This is a genomic window from Bacteroides sp. An19 (assembly GCF_002160215.1).
GTDB lineage: Bacteria > Bacteroidota > Bacteroidia > Bacteroidales > Bacteroidaceae > Phocaeicola > Phocaeicola intestinalis.
This window is the reverse complement of record NZ_NFKD01000080.1, coordinates 1-17129: the sequence shown is the minus strand read 5'-3', so window position 1 is coordinate 17129 and position 17129 is coordinate 1. Positions and strand designations below refer to the sequence as shown.

Annotated in this window: 11 protein-coding genes and 1 pseudogene; 9 read left to right on the top strand and 3 right to left on the bottom strand. The window is 45.3% G+C overall.

The window, feature by feature from the left end:
• Positions 1 to 144 precede the first annotated feature (144 nt).
• From B5F25_RS22565 to B5F25_RS18975, 3 genes and pseudogenes are all read right to left on the bottom strand, one after another.
• A pseudogene (locus tag B5F25_RS22565) lies at positions 145 to 288 on the bottom strand (mobilization protein); the annotation flags it as partial.
• A 28-nt stretch (positions 289 to 316) separates the two neighbouring features.
• Positions 317 to 1189 (bottom strand): Rpn family recombination-promoting nuclease/putative transposase, encoded by an 873-nt coding sequence (locus B5F25_RS18980; protein ID WP_087251483.1) that lies wholly within the window; start codon positions 1187 to 1189, stop codon positions 317 to 319.
• A 441-nt stretch (positions 1190 to 1630) separates the two neighbouring features.
• The gene (locus tag B5F25_RS18975) at positions 1631 to 1807 is read right to left on the bottom strand and encodes a DUF4250 domain-containing protein (protein ID WP_022038922.1); all 177 of its coding nucleotides are present in this window, start codon (positions 1805 to 1807) and stop codon (positions 1631 to 1633) included.
• A 267-nt stretch (positions 1808 to 2074) separates the two neighbouring features.
• On the opposite strand from B5F25_RS18975, the gene purB reads away from it, so the two are divergent.
• From purB to B5F25_RS18930, 9 genes are all read left to right on the top strand, one after another.
• Positions 2075 to 3421, top strand: coding sequence for an adenylosuccinate lyase (purB, locus tag B5F25_RS18970; protein WP_087251484.1), 1347 nt, complete (start codon positions 2075 to 2077; stop codon positions 3419 to 3421).
• A gap of 149 nt (positions 3422 to 3570) precedes the next feature.
• Positions 3571 to 4875: a pseudouridine synthase gene (locus tag B5F25_RS18965; protein WP_087212998.1), complete on the top strand. Its 1305-nt coding sequence runs from the start codon at positions 3571 to 3573 to the stop codon at positions 4873 to 4875.
• A 164-nt stretch (positions 4876 to 5039) separates the two neighbouring features.
• Positions 5040 to 6443, top strand: coding sequence for an asparagine--tRNA ligase (gene asnS / locus B5F25_RS18960; RefSeq protein WP_087213001.1), 1404 nt, complete (start codon positions 5040 to 5042; stop codon positions 6441 to 6443).
• A gap of 251 nt (positions 6444 to 6694) precedes the next feature.
• Positions 6695 to 7177, top strand: coding sequence for a DUF4488 domain-containing protein (locus B5F25_RS18955; RefSeq protein ID WP_022038926.1), 483 nt, complete (start codon positions 6695 to 6697; stop codon positions 7175 to 7177).
• Positions 7178 to 7395: 218 nt separating this feature from the next.
• Positions 7396 to 7566: a hypothetical protein gene (locus B5F25_RS22005; RefSeq protein WP_158098050.1), complete on the top strand. Its 171-nt coding sequence runs from the start codon at positions 7396 to 7398 to the stop codon at positions 7564 to 7566.
• 498 nt (positions 7567 to 8064) lie between these two features.
• The gene (locus B5F25_RS18945) at positions 8065 to 11274 is read left to right on the top strand and encodes a TonB-dependent receptor (RefSeq protein ID WP_087251481.1); all 3210 of its coding nucleotides are present in this window, start codon (positions 8065 to 8067) and stop codon (positions 11272 to 11274) included.
• A 25-nt stretch (positions 11275 to 11299) separates the two neighbouring features.
• The gene (locus B5F25_RS18940) at positions 11300 to 13057 is read left to right on the top strand and encodes a RagB/SusD family nutrient uptake outer membrane protein (RefSeq protein ID WP_087212142.1); all 1758 of its coding nucleotides are present in this window, start codon (positions 11300 to 11302) and stop codon (positions 13055 to 13057) included.
• A 100-nt stretch (positions 13058 to 13157) separates the two neighbouring features.
• Positions 13158 to 14930 (top strand): hypothetical protein, encoded by a 1773-nt coding sequence (locus B5F25_RS18935; RefSeq protein ID WP_087251480.1) that lies wholly within the window; start codon positions 13158 to 13160, stop codon positions 14928 to 14930.
• Positions 14931 to 15003: 73 nt separating this feature from the next.
• A complete protein-coding gene (locus B5F25_RS18930) occupies positions 15004 to 16914 on the top strand; it encodes an arabinan endo-1,5-alpha-L-arabinosidase (RefSeq protein ID WP_087251479.1) in 1911 nt (636 codons plus the stop codon).
• Positions 16915 to 17129: the final 215 nt, after the last annotated feature.

Sequence of the window (17129 nt, the reverse complement as noted above, 5' to 3'; positions counted from 1 at the left end):
GCGGGCTATCTGACGAAGAACAGGAGCGAAAAGGACCAAAAAATCGCCCAAAGCACACACGAAAACGGATACATCAAGCCAAGAAAAACTTTTTGGAGAAATTCAAAACAGCTTCTATGTTTTTCTCAAAAATCTTAATATATTCTATCTTCTTATTGAGAATCCTTGTTTCTGCTGGTGGTCATAATGCCCCTCCGCCACGTTGTCTACTTCTCGTTGGGCTTTAATCTGCTCACGGCTATCCAAATTCCCTTTTTGCTTGGCTGAGAAATACAGAAAATCCGTTGCTTGCCCCTGCCCTTACGCAAAATGTGGATTACAGGCTGTTGATTTCTTCTTCGGACAAATTGGTATATCTGATGATTTTGCCCATAGGTTCATTGTCGGCTTTCATCAGACGAGCCATTTCCTTCGCTTTTTTCTTTTCTCCCTTTTCGATTCCAATCTTTTCTCCTTCTTCCAATCCTTCTTCCCGTCCTTCGCGCCGTGAGCTGCTGATTTGCATTTTTGCTGTACTGACCACATCCCAAAAGTGGTCGTATCCGAGCAGTTGCTCTTTGCTGAAGGCGGATTCTTCCAGTTGGGTTACGGCTTTCTTGATTTCGGGATTCTCCATCAGCTCTTCCGGTGCCTCGCGTGTCTTTTCGTTGATTTCGGTCAGGTAGCGGAGCCAAAGCACCTGCATCTTCTTCCCTTGGTAGTTGTCCGGAGTGAACTTGGGGAGTTCGATGAAGATGAATCTCAGCCCTTCGATGACTTTCCTGGTCTCGGTTTCTTCCACAATCTGGAAGTCGTGGTAATACCCTTTGCTGTCCGAGAAGGTGTCGTTCACGAGGTTCAGCGAGTAGACGGGCTGCAGCAGTTCGTAGTCTTTCCCCTTGTCCAGCTGGCTGACGTATGCTTTCGACGCGTTGAACAGGACGCGCTGCTTGTATGCCGAAGTCCACATCATCTGCATCTCTACGATGAACTGCCTTCCGCTTTGGTCCTTGCATCGCACGTCCACGATGCTGTCTTTGTGGAAAGGCGTTTGCGGAACCATTTCGGGGTTTAGGTACTCCACCTGTGTAATCTCTTCTTCGGGTTTCTCGAATGGCAGCAGCGCGTTCAGAAAACTGATAATCAAGTCGGGATGTTCTCCGAACACTTTCTTGAAAGTAAGGTCTGCTTTGGGATTAAGGTATCTCATAATCAAAAAAACATTTAGCGGTCGACTTTTTGCAAAAATACGGATTTCTGTGGAGAATCTTATTGATTCGTTTGGTTTTCTCGGCACAATATTTCCTAAAAGCTCCTGCGAATGGATTGCAAATCCGCTTTTTCAATTACGAAGGCTTACACATTCGGCATCACAAGCAAGCTTTGTTTTCTCCGCAATATAACTGCATCGCTTGTAAGATTATTAATCTTACAGCGTGAAGATTAATAATCTTTCGGCATGAAGATTAATAATCTTACAAGCAAGTCAGCTATGTGTTGATTTTATCGTGTGCTGATTCGGGATGAGTTCTTGAGTCATTTTCGTTTCAGTGATGAGGATGATAGTAGTATCTGACGAAGAGTAAAAACGGAAAGTTTTGAAACCGGATGCCGTAAGCTGCTTGTCGTAAACTTGCCGGCCGGTATTTGTTTACCAAAACTTGTTCAGTTCGCGGTTATATTCGAATCCTGCAGCTTTTAAGGTGTTTACAATGACCTCTTCGTTTACGTTCATATCTTTGCAAAGGGCGTCAAGTGAAGGGTAAAAGTCACGCAATTTGGTGTTGATGAAACTGAAAAGCATCATCGGGTCTTTGGGTAATTCCATGATAGTTTATGTTTTTTGTGGTTCATTTGATGCTGCAAAGTTAATGGTTTCTTTGATAGGATGTTCTTTTTCTTGTAAAAATCAGGAACTGTTTTGCATGTATCGTGTGTTTTTGTGATAAGATTGTCCGTGTGGCACGTCGGGTTGGTGCTCATAATAAATAATTGCTAAACTTTTCAGTATTAGTCCTGTTAACTCAGGAAAAAATCGTACCTTTGCGCCATTAATGATCATTATTTCGAATCAAAAACTACTAGTAGCATTATGATGGAACTGGATTTGCTCACCGCCATCTCTCCAATAGACGGGCGGTATAGAAATAAGACAGGTGCTTTGGCTGCTTATTTTTCCGAGTATGCACTGATGAAATATCGTGTGCGCGTAGAAATAGAGTATTTTATTACGTTGTGTGAATTGCCTTTGCCTCAGCTGGAAGGCTTGGATGCGGCACGTTTTGATTCGCTGCGCGACATTTACCGTAACTTTTTGGAAGCGGATGCAGGTCGTATCAAGGAAATTGAAAGCGTGACGAACCATGACGTGAAGGCTGTGGAATATTTTATCAAGGAGCAGTTCGACCGCTTGGGAGGGCTGGAGCCGTATAAAGAATTCATTCATTTCGGACTGACTTCGCAGGATATCAATAATACTTCAGTGCCTTTGTCTGTTAAGGATGCACTGGATGAGGTGTATTATCCACAAATCCAAAAACTGATAGAGCAGTTGGAAGTGTATGCCGAAGAGTGGAAGGATATTCCGATGTTGGCAAAAACTCACGGGCAGCCTGCTTCTCCTACCCGTCTGGGCAAGGAAATCGAGGTGTTTGCTTATCGCTTGAAGCGTCAGCTGGCAATGTTGAAAGCTTGTCCGGTTACAGCAAAATTTGGTGGCGCTACCGGAAATTATAATGCGCACCATGTGGCTTATCCCGAAATAGACTGGAAGGCATTCGGTAATCGTTTTGTAGCAGAAAAGTTGGGCTTGGAACGGGAGGAGTATACTACGCAGATTTCGAATTACGATAACTTGGGTGCTATCTTTGATGCAATGAAGCGTATCAATACAATCATGATCGACATGAACCGTGACTTTTGGCAATACATTTCGATGGAATATTTCAAGCAGAAAATCAAGGCGGGCGAAGTCGGTTCGAGTGCGATGCCTCACAAGGTGAACCCGATTGATTTCGAGAATGCGGAAGGAAATCTGGGCATGGCGAATGCAGTGCTTGCGCACTTGTCGGCTAAATTGCCGGTGTCGCGTCTGCAACGCGACTTGACCGACTCTACGGTATTGCGCAACATCGGCGTTCCGTTCGGACATACGATTATCGCTATCCAGAGTTCTTTGAAAGGTTTGGGCAAGCTGTTGCTGAACGAACACAAGATATATGAAGACCTGGACAATTGCTGGAGCGTGGTGGCAGAAGCCATTCAGACGATTCTGCGCCGGGAAGGGTATCCTCATCCTTACGAGGCATTGAAAGACCTGACACGTACCAATCAGGTTATCAACGAGGCTTCTATTAAAAATTTTATTGAAACATTGAATGTGAGTGAAAGGGTGAAGCAGGAACTGCGTGCGATTACCCCTCACAATTATACAGGAATGTAAAAAACGTTGACTAGACACGAGGTACCAGTTGACAAAGTTTTTGGTTGCAAGAAATGAAACCTGGTTTCCTGGTACCTTGTCAATTCGTTAACTAAAGAAATAACGCCCGGGAAGGGTATAATCATTAATTTATAAAAAGCAAAAAGAATATGGCAGAGAAAGAAAACAGACAAGAAGGGGGAAACACCCCGTCTGGCCGTGATGGTTACAAATCGTACAACAGAGAAGGGGCTGGCAAGTATAATCGGAGTGAGGGAGGAAGTGCGTACGGACACCGTCCCCGTTTTAATCCTAATACAGAAGGTCGTCCGCAACGCCCGTATCGTCCGCGCTATGAGGGTGGGCAGCAGAATGAAGATGGCGGTTACCGTCCGCAACGTTCTTCTTATACGCCCCGTTATAACCGAGACGACAACGGTGAGCAGCGCCCATATCGTCCGCGTTATAATGGTGGGCAGCAAGGAGAGGGTGGCTATCGTCCGCAGCGTTCTTTTTATTCTCCTCGATATAATAAGGACAACAATGATGGTGAACAGCGTCCATACCGTCCGCGTTACAACGGTGGACAGCAGCAGGGTGAAGAAGGTGGTTATCGTCCGCAACGTCCGCGTTTCAATAACAATGCTGGAGGTTATAACCGGCAAGGTGGCCGTCCGCGTACTGCCGATTATAATCCCAATGCGAAATATAGCATGAAAAAACAGATTGAGTACAAGGATATATTGACAGATCCCAATGAACCAATCCGTTTGAATAAGTTTTTGGCAAATGCAGGCATTTGCTCGCGTCGGGAGGCTGACGAGTTTATCACAGCTGGTGTGGTTTCGGTAAATGGACAGGTGGTCACCGAGTTAGGAACAAAAATCAAACGCAGTGATGAGGTGAAATTCCACGACCAGCCGGTCAGTATAGAGCGTAAGGTGTATGTATTACTGAATAAACCGAAAGACTGTGTGACAACTTCGGACGACCCACAAGAACGTAAGACTGTGCTTGATATAGTGAAAGGTGCTTGCAAGGAGCGGATTTATCCGGTAGGGCGTCTGGACCGTAATACGACAGGTGTGCTGTTGTTGACAAACGACGGTGATCTGGCATCGAAATTGACTCATCCGAAATTTTTGAAGAAAAAAATCTATCATGTATACCTGGACAAGAATGTGACGAAAGCCGATCTGGATCAGATTGTGTCAGGTATTACATTGGATGATGGAGAAATACATGCCGATGCGATAAGTTATGCTTCTGATACGGACAAATCGCAGGTAGGTATCGAAATTCATTCGGGCAAGAACCGTATCGTACGCCGCATTTTCGAATCGTTGGGCTATCGTGTTATCAAGTTGGACCGTGTATATTTTGCAGGTCTGACCAAGAAAGGCTTGCGTCGGGGTGACTGGCGTTATCTGACAGAACGCGAAGTGAACATGCTCCGTATGGGGTCGTTTGAATAAGCAGAAAGTGACAACCGATGAATACAGAGGCACAACAGAGAGTTATCTTACGTTTTCATAAGGGGTATGCTCAGAAACTGTTTTGAATTTATCGTGCGGTGATTTGGGATGAGTTTTTGAGGCAGTGTCTCTGTGTTTTGATTTAATAACTAACAGACAGAAAAATGGAAAAGATTCGTAGAACAAAGATTGTTGACCTGCTGAAGTGTCGCGATTTTGGCACGATGGTCAATGTGAAAGGTTGGGTACGTACCCGCCGCGGTAGCAAACAAGTCAGCTTTATTGCATTGAATGACGGTTCTACTATAAATAATGTACAGGTTGTTGTAGACATTGTCAACTTCAATGAAGAAGTGCTGAAACAAATCACTACAGGTGCCTGTGTAAGCGTTAATGGTGTATTGGTCGAATCGGTCGGTGCAGGGCAGGCTGCTGAGGTGCAGGCACGTGAAATCGAGATTTTGGGTACTTGCGACAATACTTATCCGTTGCAGAAAAAAGGGCATTCAATGGAATTCCTTCGGGAGATTGCACACTTGCGTCCGCGTACCAACACGTTTGGGGCTGTATTCCGTTTGCGCCATAATATGGCAATTGCCATTCATAAGTTTTTCCACGACCGTGGTTTCTTTTATTTTCATACACCGCTGATTACGGCTTCCGATTGTGAAGGGGCTGGTCAGATGTTTCAGGTCACTACCTTGAACCTTTATGACTTGAAGAAAGATGAAAATGGCTCCATCATTTACGATGATGATTTCTTCGGTAAGCAGGCAAGTCTGACCGTATCCGGTCAATTGGAAGGCGAACTTGCTGCTACGGCATTGGGGGCGATTTATACGTTTGGTCCTACGTTCCGTGCCGAAAATTCAAATACACCGCGTCATTTGGCTGAATTCTGGATGATTGAACCCGAGGTAGCGTTTAATGACATTAACGACAACATGGATTTGGCGGAAGAGTTCATCAAGTATTGTGTGCAATGGGCACTTGATAATTGCTATGATGATGTGAAGTTCCTGAACGACCATTTCGACAAGGAACTGATTGAACGCTTGCAGGGTGTGCTGAAAGAAGATTTCGTCCGCTTGCCTTATACAGAAGGTATCAAGATATTGGAAGAAGCTGTAGCCAACGGACATAAGTTTGAGTTCCCGGTATATTGGGGCGTAGACTTGGCTTCGGAACACGAACGTTACCTTGTGGAAGAGCATTTCAAGCGTCCGGTAATATTGACTGATTACCCGAAAGAAATCAAGGCGTTCTACATGAAGCAGAACGATGATGGCAAGACTGTCCGTGCGATGGATGTCTTATTCCCGAAGATTGGCGAAATCATCGGTGGTTCAGAGCGTGAAGCCGATTATGATAAGTTGCTGACCCGTATTCAGGAGTTAAATATCCCGATGAAAGATATGTGGTGGTATTTGGATACCCGCAAGTATGGAAGTTGTCCTCATTCTGGTTTCGGACTTGGTTTTGAGCGTTTGCTGTTATTTGTGACTGGTATGGCGAATATTCGCGATGTGATACCTTTCCCACGTACACCGCATAACGCAGAGTTTTAAGCTGAAGAATTAAAGAAATTAAGCTGGAGGAGTGAAGAAGACATTATCGCTCCGTTTCTTAGAAGCCAACAGTCTGGTTGATAATGAATCATCCGGACTGTTGGCTTAACTTTTTGACTTTTCCGAGCTTGTCTTGTTTTAATATCTTTAACATTCTTCTCCTTTAAATTATCTGTCCGAAAGTAAGGTTTTACGGAAAAGTTCTATATATTTGTACATCACTTATTCGTTTAACTTTAAAATTTTACATCATGAAAGCACGTTCTTTAATTATCGCAGTATTGTGCTCATTTATGGGTGTGGTGAATACGTTTGCACAAAATTTGTTTAATGAGAATACTTCGGCTTCTTTGACCGGTGTATGGCAAATGTGTTTTTACAGTTCTTCATTGCCTGCCTTGCCGGGAGATTTGAAACCAAGTAATTCGTTGAAAATTTTGGGTGAAAGTGGTGAATTTACCAATGTAGTTATGATGCCAACGGGAGCGATTATTATTGGTTCGGGTACATATACCCAAAACAATGATTCTACTTTTACCGAGCATGTGAAGAAAAACATCCATCTTCCTCAGTTGGACGGTAAAGACAATGTGATGCATTACGAAATGGCTGAAAACGGTACCTTGATGTTTGTACGGTTCAAGTCAGCAGAAAAAGGAGACGATGTATGGTCTCATGAGATTTGGAGAAAGATAGACATGCCGTCTGTTTATCCGACCGATATTGTCCGTTGACGGAATTTGTTTGTGCCCAGGCGTGTGGCATTATGCTTCTTTTATGTACATATCCCCACCTGCTTATCCTTAATAAATAAGAAGAAGCAGGTGAGGATATGTGTGTTTTATAATATTCTGTGTTACTTATATCTTGACTTTCAAGCAATAGTTAACTTCTAAATCAGAGTATCTCAATTTTAAATAGGCTTTAGAAGCTGTTTTGAATTTATCGTGCGATGATTTGGGATGAGTTTTTGAGGCATTTTCGCTTTTGTGATGAGGAAGATAGCGGGCTATCTGACGAAGAACAGGAGCGGAAAGGACCAAAAAATCGCCCAAAGCACGCACGAAAACGGATACATCAAGCCAAGAAAAACTTTTTGGAGAAATTCAAAACAGCTTCTTAAGCTTTTCTTGCGTTCGGCTGTAAGCGTACAGCAATTTGTGAACATTCGCTTTTATACATCAGCTGGCAATTTAGAAACTGTTTTTTGTTTTTAAGTAATTACATTGATTATCAGTCTGTTTTTGTAAGACTTGGTGAATCGGTAGGGAAGTGTTTTTGTTTGGCTTCTATTTTTGTATGATAGTTGATTTTTTGGTTTGTCCACCAATAATATCCATTTGTCTACCTCTGTTTTAACCAGAATCGCTTACCTTTGAAAATACTATAAAAACAACTAATTATTTATTAAAGATTTCCCGACTATGAAAAATAACGAAAACATACTCATCAGTGTCGTAGGCAGTATTTGCCGGATTCGATTTCCTTCATCTTATTATATAATTAAGGTGTATAGATAGAAGACTTATGTTTTTCAGAACTGCCGGTGATGGTATTTGCGAAGAGATTTTATACAGGCAAGGAAGAGTTTTATTTATTGATAATTTAATACCATTGAAAAATGAGAAAACAATTGATTTTTTCCGCAATGCTTGGCTTGTGTGCCTTGGGAGGTACAGCGGTATATGCTGCACCCTCTATGGCTGCTGTGACACAATCACAGACTATTAAGGTGAAAGGTCAGGTTGTTGACGAACAAGGCATGCCCTTGTTGGGAGCTACGATTATGATTAAAGATGGAAAAGGAGGGACAACTGCCGATTTGGACGGCAATTTTGAATTGGACGTTCCGGGTAATGCTGTTCTTGTAGTTAGTTTTGTGGGGTATAAAAGCCGAGAGGTTGCTGTCCGTAACCGGGCAATCCTTGATCCAATCCAATTGGATCCGGACGATCAGATGCTGGAGCAGGTTGTCGTTGTAGGTTACGGTACGCAGAAGAAAGCCGACTTGACCGGCTCTGTAGCCGTAGTGAATGCAGAGGAATTGAAGCGTACATCTAATTCCAACATTTCTACCATGCTGGAAGGTAAGGTTGCCGGTGTGCAGATTACTTCCGACGGTCAGCCGGGTGCCGACCCTACCGTACGTATTCGTGGTATCGGTTCTTTTGGTAGTACGGCTCCGCTGTATGTCATTGATGGTGTGCCTATGGGAACGTCTATCCGTGACTTCTCTGCCAATGATATTGAGACAATCCAAGTGTTGAAAGATGCATCTGCTGCCGCTATCTACGGTTCGCGTGCAGCCAACGGTGTGATTATCATTACCACGAAGCGCGGTCAGAAAGACCAGCCCTTGAAGGTGGATTACAATGGCTATTTCGGTGTGGACTATATTCCTTCGGGAGTTTACGACGTGATGAATGCCGACCAGTACAGCCAGTATTTGGGGCAGGCGGCTTCCAATTCCAATACGCCGTTGCCGGGTGGATACCTTGTCGATAATGCGACAGGTACTTATCATTTTATGGATGATACAGATACAGATTGGTTTGACGAAGTGTTCAAGACGGGTATCCGCCAAAATCACAATGTGAACCTGTCGGGTGGTGGTGCCAATAATACCTATAACGTAGCGTTGGATTACTATAGCCAGAAAGGAACACTGGAAGGAGCCGGACCGAACTTCGAACGTTTCACCGCGCGTGTCAACAACACCATGGATACCAAGTTCATCAAATTCCAGACCAGTATAGTATATTCACATTCCGACCAGGATAACATGGCATTGTCTAATGCGAACGAGTATGTGCAAGGATTGTATGGTGACGTGAGCAACGTGTTACGTTCCACTTTGCTGATGCAGCCTACCATCATGGCTTACGACCCGTCTACCTGGGTGCTCGATGGTCAGGTAGGAGCTGCCAACGGCTATAATTACGATGCTTACGGCTATGGTGTTTATTACGATAATATCCATGGTGATATTTCGGCTTCTAACCCGTTGCTGGTCAACAACCTGTTGCAGCGCAATACGCGTGTAGACCGTTTCGTGGGTACAGGATCTGCCGATGTGGACTTGCTCAAGATGCTGGGCATCGAAAGCAAGAATCACAAGCTGAATTACCGCATCAACCTGTCTTACAGCAAGACGCACTGCTCAGACTTCACGTGGATTCCTGCATGGATACAGAGTAACCGTGTGTATTTGGCAAAGAGCAACGAGCGCTTGGAAAAAGCTTCGCGTGACTATTCTACTGCATTGATTGAAAACATCTTGACCTACGATGGTACCTTTGGCAAACACCATCTGAATATCGTTGCCGGTCAGACGTATGAAGAAGAACATACCAATACATTGAACGGTTGGGGACTTAACTACACCGAACCTTATTTCCTCCAGCTGCAGAACGGTGCGAACACCTATTCTTCCAGTTACGACTACAAGCACGCCATCTTCTCTTACATTGGCCGTGTCAACTACAACTTCGATGACCGTTACTTGTTCTCGGCTACGGTTCGTCGGGATGCCAGCTCGCGCTTGTCAAAGGGCATTCGTTGGGGTACCTTCCCTTCTGTTTCTATTGGTTGGCGCTTCGATAAGGAAAGTTTCTTCCCCTTTAACCCGAACGTTGTGAACTTGTTTAAGATTCGCGCCAGCTACGGTGAATTGGGTAACGAGAACATCGGTGAATATATGTATCAGGCGGTGATGTCACGTAACAATATGACATATAGCTTCAATAACTCTGCCGTGACCGGTTCTGCCGTTTCTACCTTCGTGGACAACAACCTGTCTTGGGAAAAGAAGAAAACTTACAACGTAGGTATCGACCTCGCTTTCTTCAACAATCGCTTAGAGTTCACCGCCGAATGGTATAAAAATACCAACCAAGACTTGCTGTATAGTGTTCCTGTACCCGAACAGGCAGGTGTATCGAATACGACCGTTACGATGAATGCCGCCTCGATGGACAACTCCGGTTTTGAGTTCGCTGCTACCTACCGCAACCGCGACCATGCGTTCAAATATGAAATATCGGCCAACCTTAGTACGCTGAAAAATAAAGTCACTTCGTTAGGTTTTACGGATGAAGCCTATATTAGTGGAGCTTATATTACGGAGGTCGGTGAAGAAATCGGTAAGTTCTATGGTTGGAAATACGAAGGCATTGCCCGTACACAAGCAGACCTTGACAACCATGCTACCCAGCAAGGTGCCCAAGTGGGCGATTGCCTGTATGAGGATGTCAGCGGTCCCGACGGCACTCCCGACGGTGTAATCAATGAATACGACCAAGTGGTATTGGGCAGCGGTCTGCCTAAAATCAACTTCGGCTTGAATTTCCGTTTCGAATACAAGAACTTTGACCTGAGCATTGCTACCTTTGGTGCCTTGAACTACCACGTGGCTGATGACATTTACAACTCGCTTAACTCTTGCTATGGCTATGGCAACAAGGATGTAGCGATACTGGATGCCAACCGCTGGAGTGAAGACGGTTCTACTTATATTTCGAATGTACCGCGTACCTACATAACAAACAGTGCGACTTACGCATGGAACGACTTGTTCAGCGAACGTAAGATTCAGAATGCCGCTTATTGGAAGATTGCCAATATCGAGTTGGGTTATAACTTCCCCGACAAGTGGTTCGGCAAATATGTATCAGATGTCCGCCTCTATGTGTCGGCACAAAACGTCCACACGTTTACCGGTTACAAAGGATACAATGTGGACTATGCTGGAGGTACCTTTACTCCGGGTTATAACTTCTGTTCGTTCCCGACGGCACGTACCTTTATGTGTGGCCTTCATTTCTCATTCTAATTCTAACTGCTAAAAACATTATTGTATGAAACTATTAAAATATTCACTTGCTTTCCTGTTTGGAGTCGGAACACTGACTTCGTGCATGGATAATTTGGATGTGGTGAATCCCAACCAACAAACTACTGCTACTTTCGGTAATACAGTCGATGACTTGGAGGAGTGTGTGATTGCTGCCTATAACCACATGCGTATGGAAGGGTCGTATGCCCGTGTAGGCTATACCATCGACGCGTGCCGTGGCGATGAAGTGTGGAACTCTTCGCAAGTATGGTACATGGAATTTGACGACTTTACCGTACTGGTTACAGGTGATATTGCCTGGTGGCCCTGGCGTGAGTGGTACTACACCATCAACGTATGCAACTTTATCCTTTCCCGCGTAGGCGAAGATAACAGCCAGCTTTCGGAAAACCTGAGACGCATCAAAGGGCAAGCGCTCTTTATCCGCGGATTGTCTTACTATAACTTGGCAGGCTATTACCAAAACCCGCCTCTGATTACAAGTTATGATACCTACTCTTCACTGGACGGACTTTACGGTACCAATAGCACCTACGATGAAGTGCTCGACCAAGTGGAAGCCGATTTCCAACAGGCTATGGAATTATTGCCTTCGCGTGATACAGGCGGTGAATGGGCTGGTGGTCGTGCCACTTGTGGTTCAGCGGCTGGTTTTTATGCCCGTACGCTGATGGTGCGTCACAAGTTTAGCGAAGCGCTTACGGTGCTGGAAGACATTATCAGCGGTCGCTATGGTACGTATCGGTTGATGGATAACTATGGCGATAACTTCCGCGAAGGCTCTGCATACGAAAACAACGAAGAAAGCTTGTTCGAAATCCAATTCTTGGATTATGCCTCGCAGGGCACCGATGACGAATGGACACCGGTAAATACCAGTCCCAATGCTACGCAAGGTTCGGCTATCGAAAGTAACTTTGCTCCGGGTGATTTCGGTGGATGGGCCGACCTTTCGGCTACCAACTGGCTGTACGACCTCTTCAAGAGCGAACGTACAATAAACGGTACGCTTGACCCACGTCTCTATTGGACCCTGGGTACCTATGAAGCCGATTGGGAAGGTTTCGAATATGGTAACGTAGCCTATACACAACCTATTACGGCTTCCGATACCATCCGTACCAATAACAGTTACGGCGGTATTCCTGTCGCTAAATACACCAACCTCCGTACCGGTCTGTATAGCACAGTGGTTACAGGTTTGCACGATGGTATCAATGTCCGCCTGATGCGTTATTCGGATGTATTGCTTCGTGCCGCAGAATGCGAGAATGAAGTGAACGGGCCTACCCAGCGTGCCATTAACTGGATTAATGAAGTACGCGGTCGTGTGGATTTACCCGATTTGCAACTTGCTGATTTCAATACAGCCGATAAGCTTTTTGAGCAGATTGCCAATGTAGAGCGTCCGAAAGAATTCGGTTGCGAGTATGGTCGTGGTTTTGACCTTATCCGTTGGGGCTTCTTCTACGATGCAGGCCGTTTGCAGCAGATGAAGGAACACTCTGTAGTCCGCATTACGAATGATCCGGGCAAAGTGATGCTTCCGGTTGACTATAGCAACATTGGTTCTGACCCGGAATTGAAGAGTGGATTCGATACCTACGTACAGGGACATGAATTCTTGCCTATCCAGCAGACGTTGACCAACAAAAATCCGAGCCTGCAAGGTAACTCGGCTAACTACAGTACGGACAACTCTTCTTACTTCCGTGACAACGGTTGGACGGTACGTCCGGTTGTGGACTTAAATAATTGACAATTGATAATTGACAATTAGCAAAATAAAAACGGGTGCTCTCCCGGCTGCTTAGGGTGGGAGAGGCCTTAATCAATTACTAATTTTATATTATAAGACCATGAAACATTTCAATAAAATAGCAACCGTTTGCGGCTCTTTTGTCTTGGGATTGCTGGCATTGGCCGGTTGTGAAGACGAACACTTTTATGAGGTGGACTCGCCCGATTGGCTTTCCGAAAAGGTGGATTCTATAGCCAATTCGCAAAATTCCGGCGATGAAGAACTGGAAGGTATGATGGAAGATGTGTATACTATCGGAAGTACAGATTATAGTACAGGCTGGTGGACTGTTTTCTCTAAGTATTATGTAATCCCCGATGGTCAGAAGTGGAATGCAGTGTTCAACCTGAATATTAATCCTGACGCATCGAATACGTATAAGAATTTTGCATTAATCATTTGCAATGATGTTGATCGTGAAGGCGAAGGCTATTTGGAATATGGGGCAATACGCTACGATAATCAGCCTTCGGGAAACTCCGAATGGGGAGATTATATCGACCGCTCTTACGTTCAAAGTACGCTCACTTTCGAGACCGATACTGATGAAGGTATAGCCCAATTGGGTGGAAGGGTAACACTTACTGTTGACCGCTCTGTCGAGGGTGCATTCAGTGTCAGAATGACCAATGGTACAGTTACCAAGACCTACAACCAACCGACTGCTCTTGTGAATCTGAATGCTGATGAAAGCAATACCAATATCCGCTGTTACTTGGTGCCTGAAGGTTCTTACATCAATTTCTTGCAGACCAATATTGAACCTATCGGCGGCCTTACTTCTGCTGATGATAAGAATCCCGTATCGATGGAATTGCAAGGTGTGCCCGAAATTGTCAATATCGGTACGCCACTCGACTCTGTAATAGCCAATGTATCGGCCGTTGTTACCTTTGAAGAAGGGGTAACGGCTACTGTAGCTTCTTCCGAACTAACCTTCTCGGTTATTCCTGATATGGAAACACCGGGTATGAAGAACTTGGTTGCAGCTTATAACAAGACCCAACAAGGTGAAAACTGTGACCAGCCGGTTATCGCAAGTGCTGCATTTGAATTGGTAGAACAAATAGCTTCCATTGAAGTGACCACGCAACCTTCCCGTACTACCTATTATTATTATACTTCGGCAGCAACCGAAGGAATGACAGACCGTACGTTAGCCTTTGACCCTACTGGCATGGAAGTGACAGCAACTTATGTAAGTGGAGGAACAGGAACTATCGCAAACTCAAGGCTTACATTCTCTACAGTTCCGGCTACAGTAGGTACGCATACCGTTACCATTACTGCTGACGAAGGAGTGACTGCTACGGTAGAGGTTACCGTTGCCGAATCTGCAGTGTCAGAAGTAACAAATAGTACGGCTATCGTAGGAGCAGAAGATAATTCAACTGCTTTCTGGGGTGCTTTCTCTGATGACTTCAACGTGCCTTCAGGCGAAACTAAATCGATTATGTTCACAAATTACAGCAGCTTGGCTGGCAACTGGAACAACTATGTAGTAGTTCTTCGTAAGACTGATACGACTGTAGAATATGGAGTTGTCCGTGCTGATAACTATGGTTGGGGTGCCGGATATGATGGAAACGCCAATCTGCGTCTCAGTGGCGGTCAATCCGACTGGGCTGCTTGGCTTGCTACCATGAACGGTGCAGAAGTTACGGTTTATGTAACCAATTGCGGCAATGGTACCGCTGATGTTCAGGCTATCATGAACGGAACAGATGGCACAACTTCTATCCAATATTATTTGGGTATAACTACCATCGATCCTGAAGACTTGAACTTTGCGCTGACGGTAGACGGAAGCCATCTTGTTTTTGGTGAATAATTTTTCATTTCCTTATTCTATTCATGCCGTCCCCTCTAATAGGGGGATGGCATGATTTTTAAACTTGACACACATGAAAAAGTTATCATTAATTTGGATATCTTTGTTGGCCGTCTTTACATTCGTAGGCTGTTCGGATGACAACGAAGTAGAATACAATCAAAGTAGCGATGTAACCGTAGCTGTACCGGAAGTAACCGCAAGTACAGGCACTTCGCTGACTGTAGCTTCCTCGGTAACCGGTAATACAGGAAGCATTGTCCGGAGGGGGTTCTGTTACAGTGCCAATTCGCAGGCTCCTACTGTCAATGACAATATGGTAGAAGCAGACGAAAATTTCAGTGCCACCATTTCAGGCTTGATGGGCAATACCACTTATTATATTCGCGCATTCGTATATGGCAACAGCCGTTACACCTACTCGGATGCGCTGGAAGCTACCACCGAAAGCCAGCCCATCGACGAACAGCTTGCGAACTATGTAGCTCCCGCTTATGAGGATAACTATACCAGCATCGCTGACTGGACGGACCGTAGCCGCTGGAACCTGAGCAATGTGCATGACCCTTCTGTGGTGCTTGCAGAAGACGGGTATTATTACATGTATCAGACTGATGCTTCGTATGGCAACGCTCATATGGCAGGTGGGCATTTCCACGGACGCCGTTCGCAAAACTTGGTAGATTGGGAATACTTGGGAGGTACGATGCAGAGCCTGCCCGATTGGGTTATCCCAAAACTGAATGAGATCCGTGCAGCTATGGGATTGGAGCCGACTACAGCCGATGAGGCTGACTTCGGCTATTGGGCACCTTGCGTACGGAAAGTGCGGAACGGATTGTATCGTATGTACTATTCCATTGTCTGTCCCGGTACGTTAAGCGGTGACGGAACATGGAGCGAACGTGCATTCATCGGCTTGATGGAGAATTCCAATCCGGCAAACAACGACGGGTGGGAAGACAAGGGCTATGTCATTACCAATGCTTCCGATAGAGGATTGGATTTCTATGTCAATGCCAGTGCGGATGATTATTGGAATGAAAACTGCTATTATAAATGGAATGCCATTGACCCCAGCTATATCATTGACAATGATGGACGCCACTACATGGCATACGGTTCTTGGCATAGCGGCATCGCACTGGTAGAACTTGACGAAGCAACGGGCAAGGTAAAGGCTGAATTGCCTGATCCGTGGGGTACGGATGCAGACATCGCTGCATACGGACAACTGATAGCTACCCGCCAGATGGGTAATCGCTGGCAAGGTTCAGAAGGTCCGGAACTGATTTATCACGACGGATACTATTACCTGTTCCTGGCATACGATGCATTGGAGGTGCCCTACAATACCCGTGTAGTGCGTTCCACGAATATTGCAGGTCCTTATGTGGGCATGGACGGTACGGATGTGACAACCGTTGGAGGCGAAGCTTTCCCGATATTGACTCATCCGTATAAGTTCAATGGCAACGATGGCTGGGTAGGTATTTCGCATTGCTGTGTGTTCGATGATGGTGAAGGCAACTGGTATTTCGCTTCGCAAGGCAGATTCCCTGTAGATGTACCGGGAATCAATGCTTCCAATGCCATTATGATGGGGCAGGTGCGTTGCATACGATGGACCGAAGATGGCTGGCCGGTAGTGATGCCTGAACGTTACGGTGCCGTGCCGCAGGTGGAGATTACTGAAAGCGAACTGATAGGTAATTGGGAGAACATCGACTTGTCATACGCTTATGGAGAACAGAAGACTTCAGCCACGATGACCCTTGCCGCCGACCATACCGTAACTGCAGGTGACTGGGAAGGAGCTACGTGGACGTATGACAGCAGCAAGCGTATCCTGACGTTGGATAATGGGGTAGAACTTTACTTGCAGCGTGAAACCGATTGGGAGGCATCTCCCAGAACCCATACTATCGTTTATGCCGGCTATGGTGATGATTATAAAACTTACTGGGGTAAAAAAAGCAAGTGATATATTCGGAAATAAGCGGCATGGTGTGTGAGCATGCCTGCCGGAAGATGAAGAAGCTGTCTCGATAATGAATTGAGGCAGCTTTCTTTGTAGTACGCTCGGCATGAGTATTAGCTAACGGGTGCAAGTCCCCAATGAGCCCTAATAGCGGGAATCATACAGCCAAAAGCAAGGGTGTCCATCGTGAGGTGGAATCTGAAGGAAGCTGGCGGCAA